We start from the raw sequence: 21695 nt of genomic DNA, 5'->3' as shown, positions 1-21695 counted from the left end.
ACCTTAAAGGGGAGGAATACTGTGGCTGACGCAAAATTAAGAAAATATGCGGATGTTATTGTCAATTATTCGCTTAATGTAAAAGAAGGAGAAGAAGTACTTATTAGGGCAGAAGCTGTAAGTGAAGAACTGGTAAAAGAAATTTATAAACATATATTAAAAAAAGGAGCTCATCCCGTTGTTTTAATTGCTTTTGCAGAACAGGAAGAGCTGTTTTATCAGTATGCAGGAGAACAACAGCTTAACTATAAATCACCTTATTTAAAGTACATGATAGAAAATGTAGATGTGATGGTAAGAATTTTGGGAACAAATAACACAAAAAATTTAGCTAGAGTTGATCCAGAAAAAATAAAATTGAGGTCACTTGCATCTCGCGAAATCAGTGAAATAATTATAAATCGAGCTGCTGATGGAGATCTTAAGTGGAATATATGTCAGTTTCCAACACATGCTGATGCACAGGAAGCAAATATGTCATTATTTGATTACAGAAAATTTGTTTATTCCGCCTGCCACCTTGATAGAAAAGATCCTGTGGCCTACTGGACTGAATTTGGGAAAGAGCTGGACAGAATTGCCGACATTTTAAATATAAAAGAAGAAATACATTTTTTAGCTGAAGATACAGATATAAAATGCAGTGTTAAAGGGAGAACCTGGGTAGCAGATAAAGGAAAGGAAAACTATCCAGGTGGAGAAATTTTTACAGGGCCAGTGGAAAACAGTGTAAATGGAAAAATTAGATTTTCATTTCCAGGTATTTACAGTGGTAAAGAAATTGAAGATATAAGACTTGAATTTAAAAACGGTAGAATAGTAAATGCTTCTGCTGAAAAAGGGGAAGAACTTCTTCTTTCACTGCTTGATACCGACGATGGTTCCCGTTATATAGGAGAAATTGCTGTAGGGTGTAATAATGGAATCGATAAGTTTACCAGAAATATGCTGTTTGATGAAAAAATAGGAGGCACTATCCATTTTGCTATCGGCAGAAGTTATCCGGAAACGGGTGGAGAAAACATTTCGACTATACACTGGGATATGCTTTGTGATATGAAAAACGGTGGCGAGATTTATGCTGATAGTGAACTTATTTATAGAGATGGTAAATTTATAATTTAAAAAGGGAGTGATTCTTTTGTCTAAAAAAATTAAAAATGCTGCAGCTTTAATAAATAAAAAAATTGATTTTAAAATAGAAACTGCACTTGTTCTTGGATCAGGTTTAGGTGTACTGGCAGAAGAGATTGAAAATAAAGTGATTATTGATTATAAAGATATTCCTCATTTTCCTGTTTCTACTGTTGAAGGTCATGCCGGGAGATTTGTAATTGGTCAGCTTTCCGGAAAAAATGTAATAGCAATGCAGGGTAGATTTCACTACTATGAGGGATATTCACTTAAACAGATAACTATGGCAGTTAGAGTAATGAGAGAACTGGGTGCAGATACAATCCTGCTTACTAATGCTGCCGGAGGAATAAATAGAAACTTTTCTGCTGGAGAATTTATGGTTATTTCTGATCACATAAATTTAATAGGAGATAATCCGCTAATTGGAGAAAATTTGGATGAATATGGCCCTCGTTTCCCTGATATGACAGAAGCTTATGATAAAAATTTAATTAAAACTGCTGAAAAAGCTGCTCAAAAAAATGGTATACTTATTAGAAAAGGAGTTTATGCAGCTTTGAGTGGACCTTCTTACGAAACTCCGGCCGAAATTAGGTATCTGCAGAATATTGGTGCAGATGCTGTGGGTATGTCTACAGTGCCGGAAGTTATTGTTGCCAGACATATGAATATGCGGGTGTTGGGAATATCCTGTATTACAAATATGGCGGCTGGAATACTTTCAGAGCCTCTGGATCATAAAGAAGTTATAGAAATTACTGAAAAGGTAAGACCTCAGTTTTTAAAATTAATGAAAGAGATAATAGAAAATATTTAAGTGGAGGTACATAAATGCGTGCATATGATATAATATACAAAAAACGTGAAGGTGAAAAATTAAATAAAAAAGAACTTGAGTTCCTTATAAATGGTTATGTTGCAGATAAAATACCCGATTATCAGGTTTCTGCCTGGGCGATGGCAGTTTTCTTTCAGGGGATGGATGCAGAAGAGACAGCTGATCTGACAATGATTATGGCTGAATCAGGTGATATGATAGATTTAAGCCCGGTAAAAGGGACTAAAGTCGATAAACACAGCACAGGAGGAGTAGGAGATACCACCACTCTGATACTTGCTCCACTTGCTGCAGCAGCTGGAGTTCCTGTTGCCAAAATGTCCGGTAGAGGGCTAGGTCATACTGGTGGTACTATAGATAAACTTGAAGCAATACCAGGATTTAATACATCTTTAAGCAGAGAAGAATTTTTTGAAAATGTTAATAAATATGGTCTTTCAATTGTCGGTCAGACAGGAAACCTTACACCTGCTGATAAAAAATTATATGCTTTAAGGGATGTAACGGCCACTGTGGAATCTATTCCGCTTATTGCTAGCAGTATCATGAGCAAAAAAATAGCTGGGGGAGCAGATGCCATAGTTCTTGATGTAAAAACTGGCAGTGGAGCATTTATGCAGGAGCTGAGCGAATCACGTAAACTTGCTGAAGCTATGGTAAATATAGGAAAAGAAGTAGGACAAAATACAGTTGCCTATATTACCGACATGAATGAACCACTTGGACTTGCAGTTGGAAATGCACTTGAAGTTAAGGAAGCTATTAAAGTACTAAAAGGAAAAGGACCGGATGATATAACTGAGCTGTGTATCGAACTTGGTGCAGCTATGGTTAAACTTTCCGGTCAGGAAGATGATCTTGAAAGAGCTAAAAAACTTCTCAAAGAGAAAATCAGAAGTGGAGAAGCTCTGCAGAAGTTTGCGGATATGGTAACTGCCCAGGGTGGAGATGCAGATATTATAGATAATCCTGAACTTCTCCCCCAGGCAGAGAAAAAAATGAAAGTCAAGTCTGAACAAAATGGTTATATAAGTGCAATAAATGCTCATAAAATTGGTATTGCTGCCATGCTGCTTGGAGCAGGAAGAGAAACTAAAGATGGAGATATTGATATGGCTGTTGGAATAGAAATAGTCAAAAAGATTGCTGATGAGGTCAAAAAAGGAGATGTTCTTGCTGTTTTACATGTAAATGATGAGTCTAATTTGGAAGCTGCTTTAGAAAAAGTAAAATCATCTTACAGTATTACAGAAGAAAAAATAGAAAAAAATCCGTTAATTTATGAAATTATAGAGTAAGATTATTAAAATTTTTGTGAGGTGAGTTTATGACAATTTTTAATGGTGAGCGTCTTGACAGAAAAGTATTTCAGCTTGATAAAGAAAGAATGTCACGTGGATGGTATTCTGATGTTTATTTTCGTAATATCAGCCGAATATTGAAAAAACTATCAGAAGAAGGTTACAGCTATAAGGGACATGATATAGGCAGTATTGAAGTTGAAATGCAGATTTTCCCCAGGCGAAAACCATTTTGTATAGTTGGTGGAGTAGATGAAGCTCTGTCTATTTTAAAAACATCAGCAGGATATATAGATAAAGATGAGAATTTTGTAAACACTTCCAGTGAACTGGAAGTGGAAGCATGTCATGATGGAGAAAAAGCCAGATATAGTGGTGATCCACATAGAGTAGAACCTGTATTAAAAATTAGAGGAAGATATAGAGATTTTTCCATACTGGAAACCCCAATTTTGGGTTCTCTTACAGAAGCATCAAGGATTGCTACTAATGTATATTTAGTTATGAAAGCTGCCCGAGGGAAGGATATTTTATTTTTTCCTGCCAGATTTGCGCACTATAAACTGCAGGCACTGCATGGTTATGCCTATTCTCTCGGTGTTAATGCATATAACAATGATTTTGGAGCTAACACTCAGCGCTTTGTTTCCACAGATGAACAGGGGGCCTGGTGGGGAGGAAAAGGTGGTGGAACAATCAGTCATTCATATATAGCTTCTTTTTTGGGAGATACTGCAGAATCAATGATTCAGTTCTGCAGACATATGCCGCTTGATGTCAATAGAATTGCACTGGTTGATTTTGATAATGACTGTATAGGTACAAGCTTAAATGTGCTGAAAGTCATGTTTAATAAATATATTTCTTTAAAGAAAAAAGGAAACCATAAAGCTGCAGAAAGATATAAACTTTTTGGGGTTAGACCTGATACTTCTTCCAATCTTCGAGATGAAAGTGTAGAACCCCTGGGTAATAAAGAACTGGATACTGGTGTAAATGCAAGGCTTATTTATAAACTGCGGCGGGCACTGGATGATGCATATAAAGACTGGGATTTAGATCCAACAGATGTTAGAACTGCTCAAAATTATTGTAAAAATGTTAAAATTATTGCAACAGGAGGTTTTTCTCCAGAAAAAATTAATAAATTTGAACGTTCACAGGTGCCAGTTAATATTTATGGTGTTGGGAGTTGGCTTTTGTCCAATAGTTCTGCAGATGGAACAAAAAATGATTTTACTGGAGATGTAGTTCGTGTTAAAATAGATGATGAGTGGAAACACCTCGCAAAAGTTGGACGATCAGCATCTGATAATCCATCCTTAAAAAAGATTGATTTAAGTAAAATTTGAGAAATTGTTTATGTCAGGGCTGTCTCATCTTGAGATGGCCTATTTTTATAAATGCATAAAATAATTTTAGAATTAATAAATAAAGCGAATTTTTGTTTTGATATAGCTGTTTTTATAAATGTTTAAAAAAATTTATCAGTAATGATTCAAATCGATGCTCCTTACTTAAGAAAGTTTATTATTAAGTGGTGATTATTATGAAAAAAAAAATATTAAAAAAAATAAAAAAAATGCCGGCAGAAGAATATTATAAATTTGACAGTTCACTGCTCAAAATTTTAAATATTTATAAAGATTTTGATCTTTTATCAGTTTCTGATTTTGATATCATTATTGATAAAGAGAAAGATGATTCTATAAACATAAGAATTGATATTCTGCAGAAGCTTATAAACAGCAGTTTTGCACCTATATATAGAAAAAAAGATAAAGATATAAACCGGCTGACTCTTTCTGCTGATAAAGCTCTAAACCTTCTGCTGGAATACCAAAAAAGTGGTCATTTAAAAGCCGGATTCTATCAGTATAATATAAATTTTCTTGAATATTTCCCGCAAAAAAAACAGCTAATTTTTAGAGAGCTGGGCAGTCTGGCTGCAGAATTGAATTATAATCTGTACTTAGTTGGCGGCCAGTTGAGAGATTTACTGCTGGGATTGGAACTTAATGATGATGTGGACCTTCTGCTTGAAGGAGATATAGAGGTGTTTTTTTCCTATCTAAAGCAGAAAAAAGGTTGGGATTATATTCTTAATGATGAATTTAAAACTGGTTATTTGCGCACTGAATATAGATTGTCACTTGATTTTGCTACCTGCAGACAGGAAAAATATAAGATGCCGGGTTCACCTCCTTCAGTGAAACCATCAGGTATATTTTCTGATTTGTACAGAAGAGATTTTACACTTAATTCTATGGCAGTTGATTTAACACCATCCCGGGAGGGAATATTATATGATTTTTTTGCTGGACTAGATGATTTAGAAGCTGGAATACTGCACGTTCTGCACAAATACAGTTTTCGTGATGATCCCCTGCGGATTCTGCGAGGGATAAGATTTAGACTGCAGAAGGGATTTGTTCTCAGCCCAGAAACAAAGGATCTGGCCAGATATTCTCTAAAAAAATACGACTACAGCCGATTATCACTGGAACGAATATTTACTGAACTTAATTATCTGCTGTCATTAGAAGATGATATTTCTATTCTGGCCGATGATATTTTAAATGATATTCCTGTTTTAAAGCTGGTGACAGATAATTTTAAATTTAATATAAAGCAGAAAATAGCCTTTAAAAATGCAGAAATTATTCTCTCAAAATGCCGCAAATATAATCTGGATGTTAATTATTTTCTTGTCAGACTGATTATTCTATTTTATAATATAGAAAGTAATGAAGTATCGAATTGGCCTATAAAAAATAGAGAATTTAATATTTTTAAGAAAAAAAGATGGATCAGTATTTCTGATGAAATTTTTAAAGTGAATGACCCTGCACAGAGATTTAGGCTTCTAGAAGAATATAAAATAGAAGAGTTAATTTTATACTGTGCTTTTAAAAATGTAGAAAATTATACTGATATAATTATCAAACATTTTAAGATTAAAAATGGACTTAAAATACCTGTCAGTGGATATGATATTTTAAAAATGGGTTTTAAAGAAGGGCCAATAATTAATGAAATCATGCTTAAGGTAAGAGATGAAATATTGCGTGGTAATATAAATGACAGAAAAGATGCTTTAGAGTATATAAAAAAATTGAAAAAATAATGAGGTGAAAAAATTGGATATTATATATGAATTAATGTTAATTATACCGATACTACTAATATCGCTTTCTATACACGAATTTTCACATGGATATGTTTCTTATCTGCTGGGTGACCCAACACCAAAAGCAATGGGGAGGCTTACTCTTAACCCACTTGCACATCTTGATCCGATGGGAAGCCTTGTTTTAATTCTGACAAGAAGATTTGGCTGGGCCAAACCGGTTCCAATTAATCCAAACTACTATAATTCTCCCAAAAAAGGAATGATGTATGTTGGAATTGCAGGTCCTGCTTCTAATTTTGTACTGGCTGTAATATTTTCTCTATTTGCCAGAGGAGTTATATTTTTAAGCAGTTCATCAATATATCAGCTGCAGCAGTCAGGATATGGGAGTATCTTTTTTACCGCTTTTGTTTTTTTTAGGCTGGCAGTTATAATCAATATAAGTCTTGGATTATTTAACCTTTTACCAGTACCTCCACTTGATGGATCAAAAATTCTCTTTGGTTTTCTACCTTCAAAATTTGATAAATACCTAAGAAAACTGGAAGGTCCTGCTGGAATGATACTTCTGCTTGGACTGGCATATACAGGTGTACTCTGGGCTATTTTAGGACCGGCTGTAAATCTCTTTTATAATATGTTATTATAAAAAGAGTTTCCCCAAAATTATTTTTGAGTTGCAAAAAAGAGATTTCGACATAAATGAAAGGATTTTAACATGGAATATCAGATCGTTCTCGACAGTTTTGAAGGTCCTTTAGAGCTGCTTTATCAGCTCATAAAAAAGAATAAAATAGGCATAAATGAGGTCTCACTGGCGAAAATAACAGATCAATATCTGGAATATTTAAACAATATGCAGGAATTTGATATAGATATGGCAAGTGAATTTCTTGTTATTGCTGCAGAATTAATAGAGATAAAAGTTAAAGCTCTTCTTCCTGTCGAAGTGGAAGAAAATGAAGATGATGAACATGATTTAATCAGCAGATTAAGAGAATATGAGCTGTTTAAAAATATTGCATCTGTTCTAAAAGAATGGGAAGAAGAGGCAGGTTCACAATACAGCTGCTGTGTGGATATTGATGAAATTATGCCGGAAATGCTGCAGATAGATTTATCCATTTCTGCAGCTGAACTTTACGATCTTATCCATAAAGCACTTACTGCAGAAAAAGACGAAAAGACAAAAATTATGCGCAATCCCAAGCTTGAATATATAAAAGAAGAGAAATTTAGCATTAGAAATAAAATTCGCAGTATGCTTAAAACCATTAGAGAATTTAATGAAGAAATTTCATTTTATAAATTTATTAATGATCAAAAAAATCAGCTTGAAATTGTTGTGACTTTACTTGCACTGCTGGAACTGATGAAGAGAAAAAGAATTATAGTGATTCAAAAAAATCATTTTGATGAAATAAAAATTTCTCTGGAAAAATAAATTTTTAGAAAGGTGTCAGATATAATGCAAAAAAAAGACTATTTTCCTGTGCTTGAAGCGGTGATTTTCAGCAGTAAAAAACCAGTTCGCTTTTCTGATCTTCTTTCCATTACTGGGCTGGAAAGTGATAATCTGCAGGAAATTTTAGATTTGCTGATAAAAAAATATCGACAGGAGGAATTTGGTATTTTACTAAAAAAATATAATGATGCTTATATTTTTAAGACAAAAAAACAGTATGCTGATTATGTGGAAAAACTTTTTGACATAAATAAAGTTACTACTCTTTCTACTGCTGCAATGGAAACACTGGCTATAATTGCCTATCGTCAGCCTGTAACACGTTCTGAAATTGAAGAAATAAGAGGAGTTAAAGTTGAAAGGACTCTATCTACCCTTGGAAAATATAATTTGATTATGGAGCTGGGCAGAAAAGAAACTATTGGGAATCCTATTCTTTATGGAACAACAGATGAGTTTCTTCAGCATCTAGATATTGAAGATCTTTCTCAGCTTCCAGAGATAGAAAAAATTGAACAGCTTTTTATAGAAAATATTAAGGACAAAAAAGATGATAAATTTGTTGATAACAAAAATAAAACAGAAAAAAGTGAAGATGATATAAATAATAGAAAAATGCCTAATAATCGCTACAGTGAGGTGAATTAATATTGGATAGACTTCAGAAAGTTATGGCACATGCAGGTATTGCTTCCCGTAGAAAATGTGAAAAAATAATTGCTGAAGGAAGAGTTTCTGTCAATGGAGAGGTTGTGACGGAAAAGGGAGTTAAAATTGATCCAGAAAGTGATGAAATTATTGTTGACGGTAAAATTATTTCTAAAGAAAAAAAAGTATATATACTTTTAAATAAACCGGAAGGCTATATCACCACAGTTTCCGATCCTGAAGGAAGGACTACTGTTATGGACCTGCTGCCTGATATAAAACAGCGACTTTATCCGGTCGGCAGATTGGATTTTAATACTTCCGGACTGCTTATTTTGACCAATGATGGAGATCTTACATATAAGCTGACACATCCAAAAAAAGAAGTTGATAAAACTTATGAAGTTGAAATTAAAGGTTTAATAGATAGAGAAGAGTTTAATAAATTTAAAGAAGGAATCATTATTGATGGAAGAAAAACTGCTCCTGCTGAAATTGATAATATTAGATTTTATAAAGCTGAAAACAAAACAAAATTTGAAATAACAATTCATGAGGGAAGAAACAGACAGGTACGCAGAATGTGCGAAATAATTGGTTATCCAGTTAGAAAACTTAAAAGAATCGGCTTTTCTTTTTTAAAAATTGATAATTTAAATAAAGGTACATATAGATATTTAACCAAACATGAAGTAAAAAAGCTTAAAAAGCTTGGTTAATAATTTCAAAATAAAGGATTTATTCTTTTTATAAAGAATATATTTTATTAGGTATTATATAATTAGTAAAAGCAGTATTCGAAAAAATCAGTTTATTTAACTTAAGGGGGAGCTATTATTTATGGATGAATTAAAAGTATCATCAAAATCAGATCCAAAAGCAGTAGCTGGAGCTCTGGCAGCAGTTTTAAGAGAAAACAGCAGAGCGGAAGTTCAGGCAATAGGTGCTGGTGCAGTTAATCAAACAATCAAAGCAATAGCAATATCCAGGGGTTATGTTGCTCCAAACGGATTGGATTTAATTATGATTCCTGCTTTTACTGAAATTGAAATTGATGGTGAAGAAAGAACGGCCATCAAATTCATTGTAGAACCTCGTTAAAACTAATTTTTTTAAACCTATCCGTAAGGGTAGGTTTTTAAATTGTATGCTGATAGATAGGTAGGTGTTTAAAATTTTTCTGAGGAAAATACGCCTGAACGGCTTTAAATCATTTGCTAAAAAAACAGATATAGAGATAGAAGAAAATATTACTGCCATTGTTGGCCCAAATGGAAGTGGGAAAAGTAATATTGTTGATGCTATAAGATGGGTTTTGGGTGAGCAGAGTGCCAAAGCTCTCCGCGGCAGTAGAATGTCAGATATAATTTTTTCTGGCAGTGACGAAAAAAAAGCTTCACATCAGGCTAGTGTTACCCTGTTTTTTGATAATTCAGAAGGGATATTGTCTTTAGATGGTGATGAAGTAACAATCAGCAGAAAAGTTGATGCTGAAGGCAGAAGTGATTATTTAATTAACGGTGCTGCTTGCCGTTTAAAAGATATTGAAATGCTGCTGATGGATACAGGATTGGGCAGTGATGGTTATTCTATAATTGGCCAGGGGAAAATCGATTCTATAATACACAGCAAGCCTGATAAAATGCGGCTTTTTTTTGAAGAAGCAGCTGGTATTATGAAACATAAAAAGAGAAAAGAAGAAGCGGAAAAAAGACTTAAAAATACAAGTCATGATTTAAATAGAGTTAAAGATTTAATCGATGAATTAGAAAAAAGAAGAGAACCACTCAAAAAAGCTTCCCAAAAAGCAAAAAGATATTTTTCTTTAAAGGAAGATTTATCAGAACTGGAAATAAGTCTTCTTAATAAAAGATGGATTAATATTTCCGAAGATTATCTGGAGATTAAAAATAATAGAGATAAAGCAGAGGCAGTACTAAATAAGCAGAAAAATATTTATGAAAAGATATCGAACTTTCTTAAAGAGAAAAAAGAAAAATTGAAATTATTAAAGAACAGAAAAGACAGTACAACAGATGAATATTTTCAGACTGAAAATAAACTTAATGAAATAAAAAATACACTTAATATACTGGTAGAGAGAAGAAAAAATTATCTGCAAGAAAAAAAAATACTACAGAATAAAATCGATGATCTTAATAAAGATGCATCAGCTGCAGAAAAAATATATGAAGACAGCAGCAAAAATTTTAAAATCATATCTTTAGACGAAAAATCTCTGCAGGATAAGTTAGAAAAATTTAAAGAAGAATTAAGTTTAGAAAAAGAAAAAATAAATAACTTAGATAAAAAGATAGCAAAAAACAAAAATTTAATAACCAGATTAAAAGAAGAAAAAAATCAGCTAAAATCAAGGAATGATAGGCTAAATGAAAGACTTGATATAAATGGTGAAAGGCTGGATGAAATTAATAACAGCCGGAAAGAACTTATTTCTGAACTGGAAACACAGATGCATAAATTTAATAGTTTGGAAGATCAAATTAAAAAGATTAATCAAGAAATTGAATTAGCTGAAAATAAAATTGAATCATCAAAAAAAGAAATCAATAATTATCGAGAACAGCTGGAAGAACAGAAAGAAAAGCTGGAAGCAGCAAAAGAAGAATTCCAGCGCTTGGGCTCCCGCCTGCAGCTGATGGAAGAAATGCAGGAAAGTTACGAAGGGTATTACTATGGTGTAAAAAATGTTTTAGAAAAAAAAGAAGATTTCCCAGGGATAATAGATGTTGTTGCTGAGATACTTGATGTTGAAAAAAAATATGAAACTGCTGTTGAAACGGCTCTGGGAGCAAAACTTCAGAATATAGTGGTTGAAGATGATGGTACTGCTAAAAAAGCTGTTTCATTTTTAAAAAAAACAGGTAGTGGAAGAGCAACTTTTCTGCCTTTGAATATGATTGATGGAAGCAGAATTTCTGATTATTATTTAGATAAGTTAAATAATACTGAAGGATTTATAGCTGCTGCAGTTGATCTTGTTCAGTTTTCGGAGAAATTTATAGATATTTTCAATTTTTTGCTGGGCAGAATTATAGTAACTGATAATATTGACAGTGCTGTAAAAGCAGCCAGGATTGTTGATAAGAACTTTAAAATAGTAACTCTGGATGGAGATGTTGTATTTCCTGGTGGAGCTATATCTGGTGGAAGCAGTAAGAACAGCAAACGCAATCTATTGGGAAGAAACAGAGTTATTGAAGAATTGAGTGAAGAAAAGGAAAAACTTAGGAAAAAAGGAAAAAAACAGGTAGACAAAGCTAAAAATTTAAACGAAAAACTCAAAAAATCAGAACAAATACTTGAAAACCAGAAAGAAGAATTTCAGAAAAAAAAATTAGAAAAAAATTCTTTAATAAGCACTAAAGAAAGCTTTTCTGTTAATATTGATAATCTCAAAAATAGAATAAGTAAAATAAATAATGATTATGCAGATTTGTTTTCCAGCTCTTCTGAAAATAAAGTTTTATTTAAAAAAAACAAAGAAAAGATAATAGAATTTAAAGAAAAAATAGCTGATCTTGAATCAGAACTTGTTAATTTAACTGAGAAAAAAAGCAGTAAAAAAGAAAATATTTCAGAACTTGAAGATATAATAGGAAAACTGCAGGTTGATGGAGCCAGAATTACCGAAAAAAAACAGAATGCTAAAAAACGCCTTAATGAAAAAAAAGAAAATTTGCAGAAAATCAATAATATTATAGATGAAAATCTGCAGAGAATCTGTGATTTAGACGAAAATTTAAATAAAATTGAAAAGAGAGAAAAATCACTTCACAGTACACAAAATAAGCTCATGGAAAAAAGGGATAAACTGGCAGTCAAAAAAAGTGAACTTGAAGACCGAATAAAAAACCTGGAGACTGTAGTTGAAAAAAAGGAGAAAAAGCTGGAATATATACAGAAACAGCTAACTGAAATTAGAGATGAATTTCATGATTATGATATCATTTATAATAAATTACTCAATAAGCTAGAAAATATTGAGCAGATTTTGAGAGAGGATTACCAGCTTAACCCAGGGAAAATAGATTCTTCCCTTTTAACAAATATTCCTGATTCAGAAGAGGATAAGATAGAAAAAGAAATTGAAAACTACAAAAAAGAAATAAAAAAGCTGCATCCAGTTAATGAAGCAGCTGTTGAAGAGTTTGCTGAACTAAAAGAAAGACTTGACTTTTTACATGAACAGCAGGAAGATCTAATTTCAGCAAGAAAAACAATCGAAATAGTAATTTCTGATATAGAACAGTCAATGTATAATATGTTCTCTAAAACTTTTAGTGCTGTTAAAGTTCAATTCGAAAAAGTATTTAAAGCTCTTTTCCAGGGAGGAGAGGCTGAGCTTAAACTGACCGATCCTGATGATCTTTTGAATTCAGGTGTTGAGATTCATGCTCAACCGCCCGGTAAATCACTTAAGAGTCTATCACTTCTCTCCGGAGGGGAACGTGCTTTAACTGCAATTGCATTGATATTTGCATTTGTACAGGTAAAACCGAGTCCTTTTTATGTACTGGACGAAATTGATGCACCACTGGATGATGTTAATATAGTTAGATTTGCAAGTTTTATAAGGAAATTTTCTAAAGTAGCTCAATTTATAATTATTACACATAGGCGGTATATGATGACAGAGGTTGATACACTTTATGGTGTAACTATGGAAAAATCGGGTGTTTCCCGCTTAATATCTTTAAAGCTTGATCACAAAGATCAGATAAGCAACAATTTTGTTAAGGAGGCTATTGAAAATTGAATTTTTTTCAGAGATTAAAAAACGGTTTAAAGAAAACTCAAAAGGGTTTAGTGGATAGGGTAAGCAGTATTTTTAGCGGTAGAAGTGGTATTGATGATGATTTATTTGAAGAATTGGAAGAGGTTTTAATTCAGGCTGATGTTGGAGTTAAAACCACTTTTGCATTAATAGAAAATTTAAAAGAAGATGTTGAAAATGAAGATATTAAAGAACCGGAAGTATTGATGGATTACTTCCATAAAGAATTAAAAAAACTTCTGCAGGATGAAGAAGGTGGTATTGGACTTGATGACAAGCTGAATATAATTATGGTAGTGGGTGTAAATGGGGCAGGTAAAACAACTACTATTGCTAAAATAGCAGGCAGGTTTAAAGAACAGGGAAAAAGGGTAATGCTTGCTGCCGGTGATACATTTAGAGCAGGAGCAATTGAACAGCTTCAAATCTGGGGAGACCGCCTGGGTATAAATGTAATATCACAGCAGGAAGGTTCAGATGCAGCAGCAGTTGCATATGATGCAGTTCAGGCAGCAAAAGCCAGAGAAATGGATTTATTGATTATTGATACTGCCGGCAGGCTGCATACTCAAAAAAATTTGATGGAAGAATTAAAAAAAGTAAAGCGAATTATTGATGCTCAGGCAGCAGAAAACAATGCATCTGTGGAAGTACTATTAGTTTTAGATGCTACCACTGGTCAAAATGCAATTTCACAGGCAAAAATATTTAATGATGCCGTTAAGGTTGATGGTATTGTACTGACAAAGCTGGATGGAACAGCTAAAGGTGGTATAGTTGTAGCGGTAAAAAACGAGCTAAATATTCCAATTAAGCTGATCGGAGTTGGAGAAGCAGCAGAAGACCTCCAGGATTTTAATCCTGAAGAATTTATTAAAGCACTATTTTCTGCTGAATAGGTCAAGCTGCATAAGCTGAATATTATCCCTCTATTTCCCGGTACTGACTGGGAGTAATTCCATTTATCTTTTTAAAAATTCTTTCAAAATGTGTTAAAGAATTAAAACCGACATTAACAGCAATATCTGTAATATTGTCACTGCTTTTTATAAGCATTTTCTGTGCTTCTATAATTCTTTTGCTGTTGACAAATTCTATAACTGTAAAACCTGTATTTTTTTTAAAAAAATGACTTAAATAGTATTTGCTGATATATAACTCTTCGGCGATCTGCTGAAGGGTTATATTATTTTGGTAATTATTATCGATATAATCAATTATTTCCTCCAGCTGCAGGTTGGAATCTGTCTTTTTGTCATTACTGCTGCTGTATTCTGGCTGGTTTTCAAGAATTCTGTCTATGATGATAAACATCTGCAGTAAATAGGCATGAATAATCGGTTCAAATCCGTAATTTTTTTTAGTTGATTCCATAATTATTTTTTCTGTAAGGTATTTAATCTTTTTGTATTCTATATCATCTAGATTGATACATTTAATACCTTTTTTAAAAATGTCTGTTAAGCGGAAATTATATTTTTCAAATATACAGTTATTTTTCAAAAATGGTGCTTTAATCTGTATAACAAAGCGGTCATAATTTGATGAATTTTTTTTGACAAGAGTTCTATGTATATCAAATTCATCTATTAAGAAGAGGGTTTTGGCTGTCATATTATAATTATTATCTTTTATAAAAAACTCGCCTGAACCACTGTTCTGCATCAAAATTTCGTAAGCATTGTGGTAATGTTTGTAGTATTTTACTGTTGAAGAAGTTTTTCTGTGTGAAATACTGAAATCTTTCATCAGTGGACTTTCATTAAATTCTTTCTGAAAATTTTTGCTCAATTTTTTCCTTCCCTATAAATTGTCATAATTTCAATTATCTTTCAGCCTATAATAATTTTAATTAGTACTTAATATTAAATCTGATTAGATATACTACTAATATGAGTATACATCATATGTTAAAAGTTTACAACAATATATGTTGAATAAAAGCCATGTAACAATATTAGATAAGCAAATCTTTATATTTTATTTTATTATAGTACTGCAAGCCGAAAATTTCTAACAATTTTTTTAGAAGAGTTTAATTGAAAAATTTAATGACGAATAGGAGGGCCAGTTTTGAAAAAACAAAACTACGATATTGCAATAATAGGAGGTGGTGTGGTCGGCACTGCCATTGCAAGAGAACTCAGCAGATATAAAGCTGATGTATTACTGATTGAAAAAGAAAATGATGTTGGTCAGGGGGCAAGCAACAGCAACAGTGGAGTGGTACATTCTGGTTTTACAGCACCTGTTGGTTCTCTTAAAGCAGATGTATGTATGTACGGCAACAGCCATTTTGAAGAAATCTGCAGTGAACTGGATGTTCCTTATGAAAAAACAGGTAAGCTGGTAGTAGCTGTTGAAGAAAAACAGATTGCTGAACTGTACAATCTGCAGTACATAGGTAGAAAAAATGGAGCAGAACTGTATATAGTTGGTGAAGATTTTATAGAAGAAAAAGAACCGAATATATCCGGTAAAGCAGCTATGTATTCTCCCAACAGTGCGATTACAAGCCCATATGAACTTACAATAGCTTTTGCAGAGAACGCACACCAAAACGGTGTGGAGATCAGCCTGAATACAAAGGTTGTAAAAATAAGCAAAAAGAATTCCAAATTTTCTGTCAAAACAGACAGAGGTGAGATTTTAGCAGATTATGTTATTAATTCTGCTGGACTTTATTCAGATAAAATAGCGGCTTTTTCCGGTGAAGATAGGTATAAAATATATCCCTGTCGGGGTGAATACTATGTGCTGGACAAAAATGCATCAGCACTTATGTCAAGACTTGTCTATCCTGTACCACCGGAAAATGCTGGAGGATATGGGATACACCTTACACCAACTGTAGAGGGAAATATTTTAATAGGACCAAGCAATGAGTATATTGATAGTGTAGATAATGAAGCAACTACAAAAGAAGTAATGGATAAATTATTAAAAGAAGCAAGAGATTTTCTTCCTAAAATAACCAGAGATATGGTAATAAGAAGCTATTCCGGTATCAGAAGCAAAATTGTTCCACCAGAAGTTGGTGGGTTTACAGATTTTGTGATAGAAAAAAGTCCTAAATATGATAACTTTATTAACCTGATTGGAATTGAATCACCGGGACTTACTTCTGCACCGGGTATTGCAAAATATGTTGTAGAGATGATAGATGAAATGGAAAAATTAAGAGAAGATAAAGATTTTAAGAAAACAAGAAAAGGAATAACCAAATTTTATGAACTTCCCGAAGAAAAACAGAAAGAGCTTGCTGAAGACAATCCAAATTACAGAGAAATAGTATGCAGGTGTGAAAATATAACCAAACAGGAAATAATAGATGCTTTAAATAATCCGCTTGGAGTACAGACACTCAAAGGAGTTAAATACAGAGCCAGAGCTACTATGGGAAGATGTCAGGGAGGCTACTGTATGGCCAGAATAATAAAGATCATGCAGGATGAATTTGATATGGATTTGGAAGATATTAAGCTGGAAGGCAATAACTCCAATCTGTTTGCTGGACAGGCAAAGGGGTGGGAATAAAATGATGAAGAAAGAACTTGTAATTATCGGAGCAGGACCGGCAGGATTAGCAGCCGCACTTGCTGCATATGAGGATGGAATTGAAGATATATTAATTATTGAAAGAGAAGAGAGACCGGGTGGAATCTTAAATCAGTGTATTCACGATGGTTTTGGTCTGCACAAATTTAAGGAAGTGCTGACAGGGCCTGAATATGCACACCGCTATATAGATAAAGTTAGAGAAAAAGAATTAGAAATTATGACAAATACTATTGTAACAGAATTAACAGATGAAAAAGAATTAAAAGCATTTAACGAGAGTGAAGGTATTCTTCACATAAAAGCAGAAGCTGTAATTTTAGCAATGGGAAGCAGAGAAAGAACAGCTGGCGGGATCAGCCTGCCAGGTGACAGACCTTCAGGTATATATACAGCAGGACTGGCACAGAATTTGATGAACCTCCAGAATATACAGGTTGGAAAGGAAATTGTTATTCTGGGTTCAGGTGATATTGGTTTAATTATGGCAAGAAGGCTGACACTGGAAGGTGCTGATGTTAAAGCAGTACTCGAGATTATGCCTTATTCAAACGGATTAAGGAGAAATATTAATCAGTGTCTTATTGATTATAATATTCCCCTTAAACTCAGTCAGACTGTAATAGATGTTAAAGGTAATGGCAGGCTTAAGTCAGTTACTGCTGCAGAAGTTGATGAGGCATTTAATCCAATTGCAGGTACAGAATATGAGATAAAATGTGATACATTAATTCTTTCTGTTGGTCTTATTCCAGAAAATGAACTTTCCAAAAAAGCAAAAGTTCAGCTGGATGATACAACAGGTGGGGCAGTGGTTAAAGATAATCTGGAGACAAATGTTGACGGTATCTTTGCCTGTGGAAATGTTCTTCACATACATGATCTGGTGGACTTTGTTTCTGATGAAGCAGAAAAAGCTGGTAAAGCAGCATCTGAATATATTAAAAAAGGCCACAAATTGAACAAAGATAATATTTTTGTGGAAGCCGGAAGTGGAATAGGATATGTAATACCACAGGTTATTTCTAAAGAAAAAGATCAGATATTTTCTATGCGGGTTCGAAAACCGGATAATGATAAAACTATAAAAATTGCAGCCGATGGAAAGATTCTTCATGAAGAGAATTTTGAAAAAGTAAATCCATCGGAAATGATAAAGATAAAAGTCAGCAGTGAAAAATTTAAACCACTGGAAAAATCAACGATAAAGGTGGTGGCTGAATAATGACAGAAGAAAAAGATATTTCCTGTATATTATGTCCAAATGGATGTAATATAAAAGTAAAATATCTGGATGATGAAATAATAGAAATTGAAGGTGCATTATGTCCAAAGGGTAATGATTATGCAAAACAGGAAATTAAAAATCCAATGCGGACACTGACTTCTTCAGTGATGGTTGAAGGTGGGGATACTTCTCTTGTAAGTGTAAAGACTGATAAACCAGTTCCGTTAGAAAAAGTAATGGATATAATGAATGTAATTGATGACTTGAGAGTAAATGCCCCTGTTTCAGTAGGAGATATTATTTTAGATTCTCCTGCTGGATTAGACTGCAGTATTGTTGCTACAAGAGAAGTTAAAATAAAAAACTAACTTATGAGGAGGTGAAATGCTTTTTCAGTTTTTAAAATTCAATTTATTTAAAATTAAAAGGAGGAAAATTTTTATGAGAAGAACAGCAGTAGTAATTTTAATGGTGATTTTAGTTATGAGTATGAGCAGCAGTATAATGGCGGCCGATTATCCTAGTAAACCAATTACTTTAATGGTCCCATTTTCCGCAGGTGGTGGAACAGATGTAATAGCAAGACTTTTTGCCCCTTATCTAGAAGAAGAACTTGGCACAAGTATAGCAATTTTAAATAAACCTGGTTCCAATGCTGAAGTTGGTATTACATGGCTCTATAACCAGAAACCAGATGGATATTCAATTGGATTTACTAATTTACCTCATCTTGTGTCTAATCCACTTATGAGAGAAACTAATTATAAAGTAGATGATTTTATACCTCTCATTAACTTAGTAACAGATCCTGGTGTAATCGTTGTTAAAGCAGATGATGATAGATTTCCAGATCTGGAATCATTTCTTAAATTTGCTGAAGAAAATCCTGGTTCAGTAACAATTGGTAATGCCGGTATTGGTTCAGATGATCATATAGCAACATTGATGCTGCAGGACAGAACTGGCGTAAAATTTACTCCAGTACCATTTACAGGTGCTGCTCCCAACAGAACAGCTCTACTTGGTGGTCATATTATGGCTTCAGCTATCAATGCAAGTGAAGCAGTACAGTTTGTTGAATCAGGACAAATGCGCATTTTAGCAGTTATGTCTGAAAAAAGATATCCTGATCTTCCAGATGCTCCTACATTTAAAGAATTGGGTTATAATGTAGTTTCTGGTTCCAGCCGTGGTATCTCATGTGTACCAGGTACTCCAGATGAAATAGTTCATATTCTTGCAGATGCAGCTGAAAAAGCAGCTGAGAATCCGGAATTTGTAGAAAAGGCTACAAAAGCTAAACAGCCTCTTGATATTCAGATATTAGACGATGCACAAAAACTTGTTGATCAATATAATAGTAGTATTAAAGAATTACACAAAAAATTCCAGTGGTAATAAAGAAATAAATAATATTTGAAGCAGAGGGAGAAGCATATGCTTCTCCCTCTTAATAAAAAATTAATTTAAAGAGGGAGGAAAAAACAATGAAAATGTCTGTAAAAGATAAAATTACTGCCACTGTAATTTTTATTTTAAGTATTGCCGGGTATATAAAAGCTGGGGAATATGAAATGGGAGGGGCAAGTACATTTCCTAAAGCGATTTTTATGGGGAGCATGGTCCTTTCAGTTGCACTATTTTTAGCAGCTCAATTTGATTTTTATAAAGAAGAAAAAAAAGAAAATATTAATATAAAGAGAATAGGAATTATTATTGGAATTACCATAATGTATTTTGTATTGATTGATATAGCTGGATATTTTATTGTAACACCATTATTTTTATTTTCATTATCACTTATTCTTGGTTATAAAAATAAAAAGATTTTATTTCTCTATCCCCTCCTTTTTAGTGCATTTTTATATCTAGTATTTAGATCTTTTTTAAATGTACCATTACCGATGGGAATTTTATCTTAAAATAAATTGAGGAGGTAAAAATTTATGTGGGGTTCATTACTTGCGGCTTTTTCAACAATTTTTAATTTTTATGGTATCTTTTTAATGATTTTTGGTGTTGCTGGAGGTATAACAATTGGTGCTATGCCTGGTTTATCAGCTACTATGGGAGTTGCTTTACTGATTCCTATAACTTTTGCTATGGAGCCTGCCTATGGACTTATTTTACTTGGAAGTATATATATTGGAGCAATTTATGGAGGCTCAATATCTGCAATATTAATACGAGTACCTGGAACACCTGCTTCTGTTGCTACAACACTTGATGGCTATCCAATGACTATAAACGGTGAAGCAGATAAGGCTTTAAAAATTTCTATAACTTCTTCTGTTACTGGTGGTGTGATTAGTGCTCTTGCCTTATTGTTTATTTCACCGCCACTTGCAAAAATTGCTTTAGAATTTGGTCCATCCGAATATTTTTGGGTCGCTTTATTTGGTTTATCCATAATCGTAACTCTTTCTGCAGATAATCCCATTAAAGGTTTTATTTCAGCAGCGCTCGGCCTTTTTGTAGGTGTAATTGGAATGGATCCACTGGTAGGTACTTCTAGATTTACATTTGGAAATGTTAACTTACAGAGTGGTGTTCAGGTTATAGTATTATTAATAGGATTATATTCTATTCCACAGGTTCTAGAGACTTTAGAAAGTGGAGAATTAAATAAAGGTATAAGTGTTATGAAAAGAGATAAACTTATTTCGCCAAAAGAAATTTTTGCAGAAATAAAAGAAATCTGGCCTACATATTTAAGATCAGGTATTCTTGGAACATTAATAGGTATTATTCCAGGCGCCGGAGCAAATATAGCTTCTTATGTTGGATATAATGAAGGCAAAAGATGGTCCAAACATCCTGAAAAATATGGTACAGGTTACAGTGAAGGGATTGCTGCTTCTGAAGCAGCCAATAATGGTGTAACTGGGGGATCCCTAATACCACTTTTAACTTTAGGTGTTCCTGGTAATGGAGTAACTGCAGTTTTGATTGGTGGGCTTTTAATTCAGGGATTAAATCCAGGGCCAAGGTTATTTGCCCAGAATGCAGATATTGTTTATTCTTTTATGGGAGCAATTTTAATCGGTAATTTTATTATGCTTGTACTTGGATATTATGGAGCAAATTTATTTGTAAATGTTGTTAAAATACCTACAGCGATTTTAGGACCGATTATTATAGTACTGAGTATTGTAGGTTCTTATGCAATTCAAAACAGTTTATTTGATTCTGGTTTAATGCTGGCTTTTGGTCTGATTGGATATTTAATGAGAAAACTTAATATAGATTCAGCTCCGGCAGTACTTGCCTTAATACTTGGACCTATGGCAGAGTCAAATGTTAGACGCGCACTCCTGATGGGTGCAGGAAATCCTATTGTTCTATTTAAAGGATTGATTAATTGGGTATTAATTATTATGATAGCAGGTTCTATGGGTTTTGCATTTTATACATTTTACCGAGACAGAAAAGCTGCTTCTGCAGAAAAATAGATATTATAAATTAGGAGGATCAGATTTATGGAAGAAACTATTAGCAAAAACAAAGCAAAGATTGAGATCAATCAGGCATGGTGCAAAAGCTGCGGCATATGTGTGGACTTTTGCCCGACAGATGTATTAGAACTGGA

The 21695-nt window shown here is 33.3% G+C and carries 20 protein-coding genes; 19 read left to right on the top strand and 1 reads right to left on the bottom strand.

Translation table 11 applies throughout. The annotated features are described in order from the left end of the window. Positions 1-21 precede the first annotated feature (21 nt). The 12 genes from DER71_RS08105 to ftsY all read left to right on the top strand — a co-directional run bounded on the left by DER71_RS08105 (position 22) and on the right by ftsY (position 14219). Complete coding sequence (locus DER71_RS08105; RefSeq protein ID WP_114457308.1) at positions 22-1125, top strand: aminopeptidase; 1104 nt, start codon at positions 22-24, stop codon at positions 1123-1125. A gap of 16 nt (positions 1126-1141) precedes the next feature. Then, on the top strand, positions 1142-1954 hold the full coding sequence (locus tag DER71_RS08100) for a purine-nucleoside phosphorylase (RefSeq protein ID WP_114457309.1): 813 nt from the start codon (positions 1142-1144) through the stop codon (positions 1952-1954). A 14-nt stretch (positions 1955-1968) separates the two neighbouring features. Next, positions 1969-3273 carry a pyrimidine-nucleoside phosphorylase gene (locus DER71_RS08095; protein WP_114457310.1) on the top strand — a complete coding sequence of 435 codons (1305 nt, stop codon included), beginning with the start codon at positions 1969-1971 and terminating at the stop codon, positions 3271-3273. Positions 3274-3302: 29 nt separating this feature from the next. Next, entirely contained in the window at positions 3303-4628 is a 1326-nt protein-coding gene (locus DER71_RS08090) for a nicotinate phosphoribosyltransferase (protein ID WP_114474527.1), read from the top strand. Between the two features lie 197 nt (positions 4629-4825). Further along, on the top strand, positions 4826-6403 hold the full coding sequence (locus DER71_RS08085) for a CCA tRNA nucleotidyltransferase (protein ID WP_114457312.1): 1578 nt from the start codon (positions 4826-4828) through the stop codon (positions 6401-6403). A 4-nt stretch (positions 6404-6407) separates the two neighbouring features. Beyond that, positions 6408-7058, top strand: a complete 651-nt coding sequence (locus DER71_RS08080; RefSeq protein WP_369834888.1) for a site-2 protease family protein — start codon at positions 6408-6410, stop codon at positions 7056-7058. 69 nt (positions 7059-7127) lie between these two features. After that, positions 7128-7853 carry a ScpA family protein gene (locus DER71_RS08075; RefSeq protein ID WP_114457314.1) on the top strand — a complete coding sequence of 242 codons (726 nt, stop codon included), beginning with the start codon at positions 7128-7130 and terminating at the stop codon, positions 7851-7853. A 24-nt stretch (positions 7854-7877) separates the two neighbouring features. Then, complete coding sequence (gene scpB, locus DER71_RS08070; RefSeq protein WP_114457315.1) at positions 7878-8522, top strand: SMC-Scp complex subunit ScpB; 645 nt, start codon at positions 7878-7880, stop codon at positions 8520-8522. Between the two features lie 2 nt (positions 8523-8524). Further along, positions 8525-9241 (top strand): pseudouridine synthase, encoded by a 717-nt coding sequence (locus tag DER71_RS08065; RefSeq protein ID WP_147267745.1) that lies wholly within the window; start codon positions 8525-8527, stop codon positions 9239-9241. 121 nt (positions 9242-9362) lie between these two features. Further along, positions 9363-9623, top strand: coding sequence for a stage V sporulation protein S (locus DER71_RS08060; RefSeq protein WP_114457317.1), 261 nt, complete (start codon positions 9363-9365; stop codon positions 9621-9623). Between the two features lie 64 nt (positions 9624-9687). Continuing rightward, positions 9688-13302: a chromosome segregation protein SMC gene (smc, locus tag DER71_RS08055; RefSeq protein WP_114474526.1), complete on the top strand. Its 3615-nt coding sequence runs from the start codon at positions 9688-9690 to the stop codon at positions 13300-13302. Continuing rightward, positions 13299-14219: a signal recognition particle-docking protein FtsY gene (ftsY, locus tag DER71_RS08050; RefSeq protein WP_114457319.1), complete on the top strand. Its 921-nt coding sequence runs from the start codon at positions 13299-13301 to the stop codon at positions 14217-14219. Before smc ends, ftsY begins: the two co-directional genes overlap by 4 nt. A 22-nt stretch (positions 14220-14241) precedes the next feature. Here the strand turns inward: ftsY and DER71_RS08045 are convergent, their stop codons facing one another. Then, positions 14242-15111: an AraC family transcriptional regulator gene (locus DER71_RS08045; protein ID WP_114474525.1), complete on the bottom strand. Its 870-nt coding sequence runs from the start codon at positions 15109-15111 to the stop codon at positions 14242-14244. A gap of 282 nt (positions 15112-15393) precedes the next feature. Here DER71_RS08045 and DER71_RS08040 point away from each other — a divergent pair, with 282 nt between their 5' ends. From DER71_RS08040 to DER71_RS12525, 7 genes are all read left to right on the top strand, one after another. Beyond that, positions 15394-16857: an NAD(P)/FAD-dependent oxidoreductase gene (locus DER71_RS08040; protein WP_114474524.1), complete on the top strand. Its 1464-nt coding sequence runs from the start codon at positions 15394-15396 to the stop codon at positions 16855-16857. A gap of 1 nt (position 16858) precedes the next feature. Further along, positions 16859-18103: an NAD(P)/FAD-dependent oxidoreductase gene (locus DER71_RS08035; RefSeq protein ID WP_114474523.1), complete on the top strand. Its 1245-nt coding sequence runs from the start codon at positions 16859-16861 to the stop codon at positions 18101-18103. Beyond that, positions 18103-18474, top strand: a complete 372-nt coding sequence (locus tag DER71_RS08030) for a DUF1667 domain-containing protein (protein WP_114457323.1) — start codon at positions 18103-18105, stop codon at positions 18472-18474. Before DER71_RS08035 ends, DER71_RS08030 begins: the two co-directional genes overlap by 1 nt. A gap of 73 nt (positions 18475-18547) precedes the next feature. After that, on the top strand, positions 18548-19504 hold the full coding sequence (locus tag DER71_RS08025; protein WP_158531804.1) for a tripartite tricarboxylate transporter substrate binding protein: 957 nt from the start codon (positions 18548-18550) through the stop codon (positions 19502-19504). A gap of 89 nt (positions 19505-19593) precedes the next feature. After that, on the top strand, positions 19594-20028 hold the full coding sequence (locus DER71_RS08020; protein WP_114457326.1) for a tripartite tricarboxylate transporter TctB family protein: 435 nt from the start codon (positions 19594-19596) through the stop codon (positions 20026-20028). Between the two features lie 24 nt (positions 20029-20052). After that, on the top strand, positions 20053-21558 hold the full coding sequence (locus DER71_RS08015) for a tripartite tricarboxylate transporter permease (protein WP_114474521.1): 1506 nt from the start codon (positions 20053-20055) through the stop codon (positions 21556-21558). 27 nt (positions 21559-21585) lie between these two features. Beyond that, on the top strand, positions 21586-21695 hold a 110-nt coding region (locus tag DER71_RS12525), incomplete at its 3' end, for a ferredoxin family protein (RefSeq protein WP_199505651.1).

It is taken from the genome of Halanaerobium sp. DL-01, from assembly GCF_003338615.1.
In the GTDB taxonomy this organism is placed as follows: Bacteria; Bacillota; Halanaerobiia; order Halanaerobiales; family Halanaerobiaceae; genus QPJE01.
The sequence above is the reverse complement of the archived record's forward strand: the minus strand, read 5'-3'. Positions and strand labels throughout refer to the sequence as shown.

Excerpts from the sequence above, each read along its gene's own strand:
- DER71_RS08030 (WP_114457323.1), top strand. The coding sequence starts at position 18,103 with ATGACAGAAGAAAAAGATATTTCCTGTATATTATGTCCAAATGGATGT.
- DER71_RS08060 (WP_114457317.1), top strand. The coding sequence starts at position 9,363 with ATGGATGAATTAAAAGTATCATCAAAATCAGATCCAAAAGCAGTAGCT.
- DER71_RS08025 (WP_158531804.1), top strand. The coding sequence starts at position 18,548 with ATGAGAAGAACAGCAGTAGTAATTTTAATGGTGATTTTAGTTATGAGT.
- DER71_RS08020 (WP_114457326.1), top strand. The coding sequence starts at position 19,594 with ATGAAAATGTCTGTAAAAGATAAAATTACTGCCACTGTAATTTTTATT.
- DER71_RS08015 (WP_114474521.1), top strand. The coding sequence starts at position 20,053 with ATGTGGGGTTCATTACTTGCGGCTTTTTCAACAATTTTTAATTTTTAT.
- DER71_RS08095 (WP_114457310.1), top strand. The coding sequence starts at position 1,969 with ATGCGTGCATATGATATAATATACAAAAAACGTGAAGGTGAAAAATTA.
- scpB (WP_114457315.1), top strand. The coding sequence starts at position 7,878 with ATGCAAAAAAAAGACTATTTTCCTGTGCTTGAAGCGGTGATTTTCAGC.
- DER71_RS08085 (WP_114457312.1), top strand. The coding sequence starts at position 4,826 with ATGAAAAAAAAAATATTAAAAAAAATAAAAAAAATGCCGGCAGAAGAA.
- DER71_RS08090 (WP_114474527.1), top strand. The coding sequence starts at position 3,303 with ATGACAATTTTTAATGGTGAGCGTCTTGACAGAAAAGTATTTCAGCTT.
- DER71_RS08035 (WP_114474523.1), top strand. The coding sequence starts at position 16,859 with ATGATGAAGAAAGAACTTGTAATTATCGGAGCAGGACCGGCAGGATTA.
- DER71_RS08075 (WP_114457314.1), top strand. The coding sequence starts at position 7,128 with ATGGAATATCAGATCGTTCTCGACAGTTTTGAAGGTCCTTTAGAGCTG.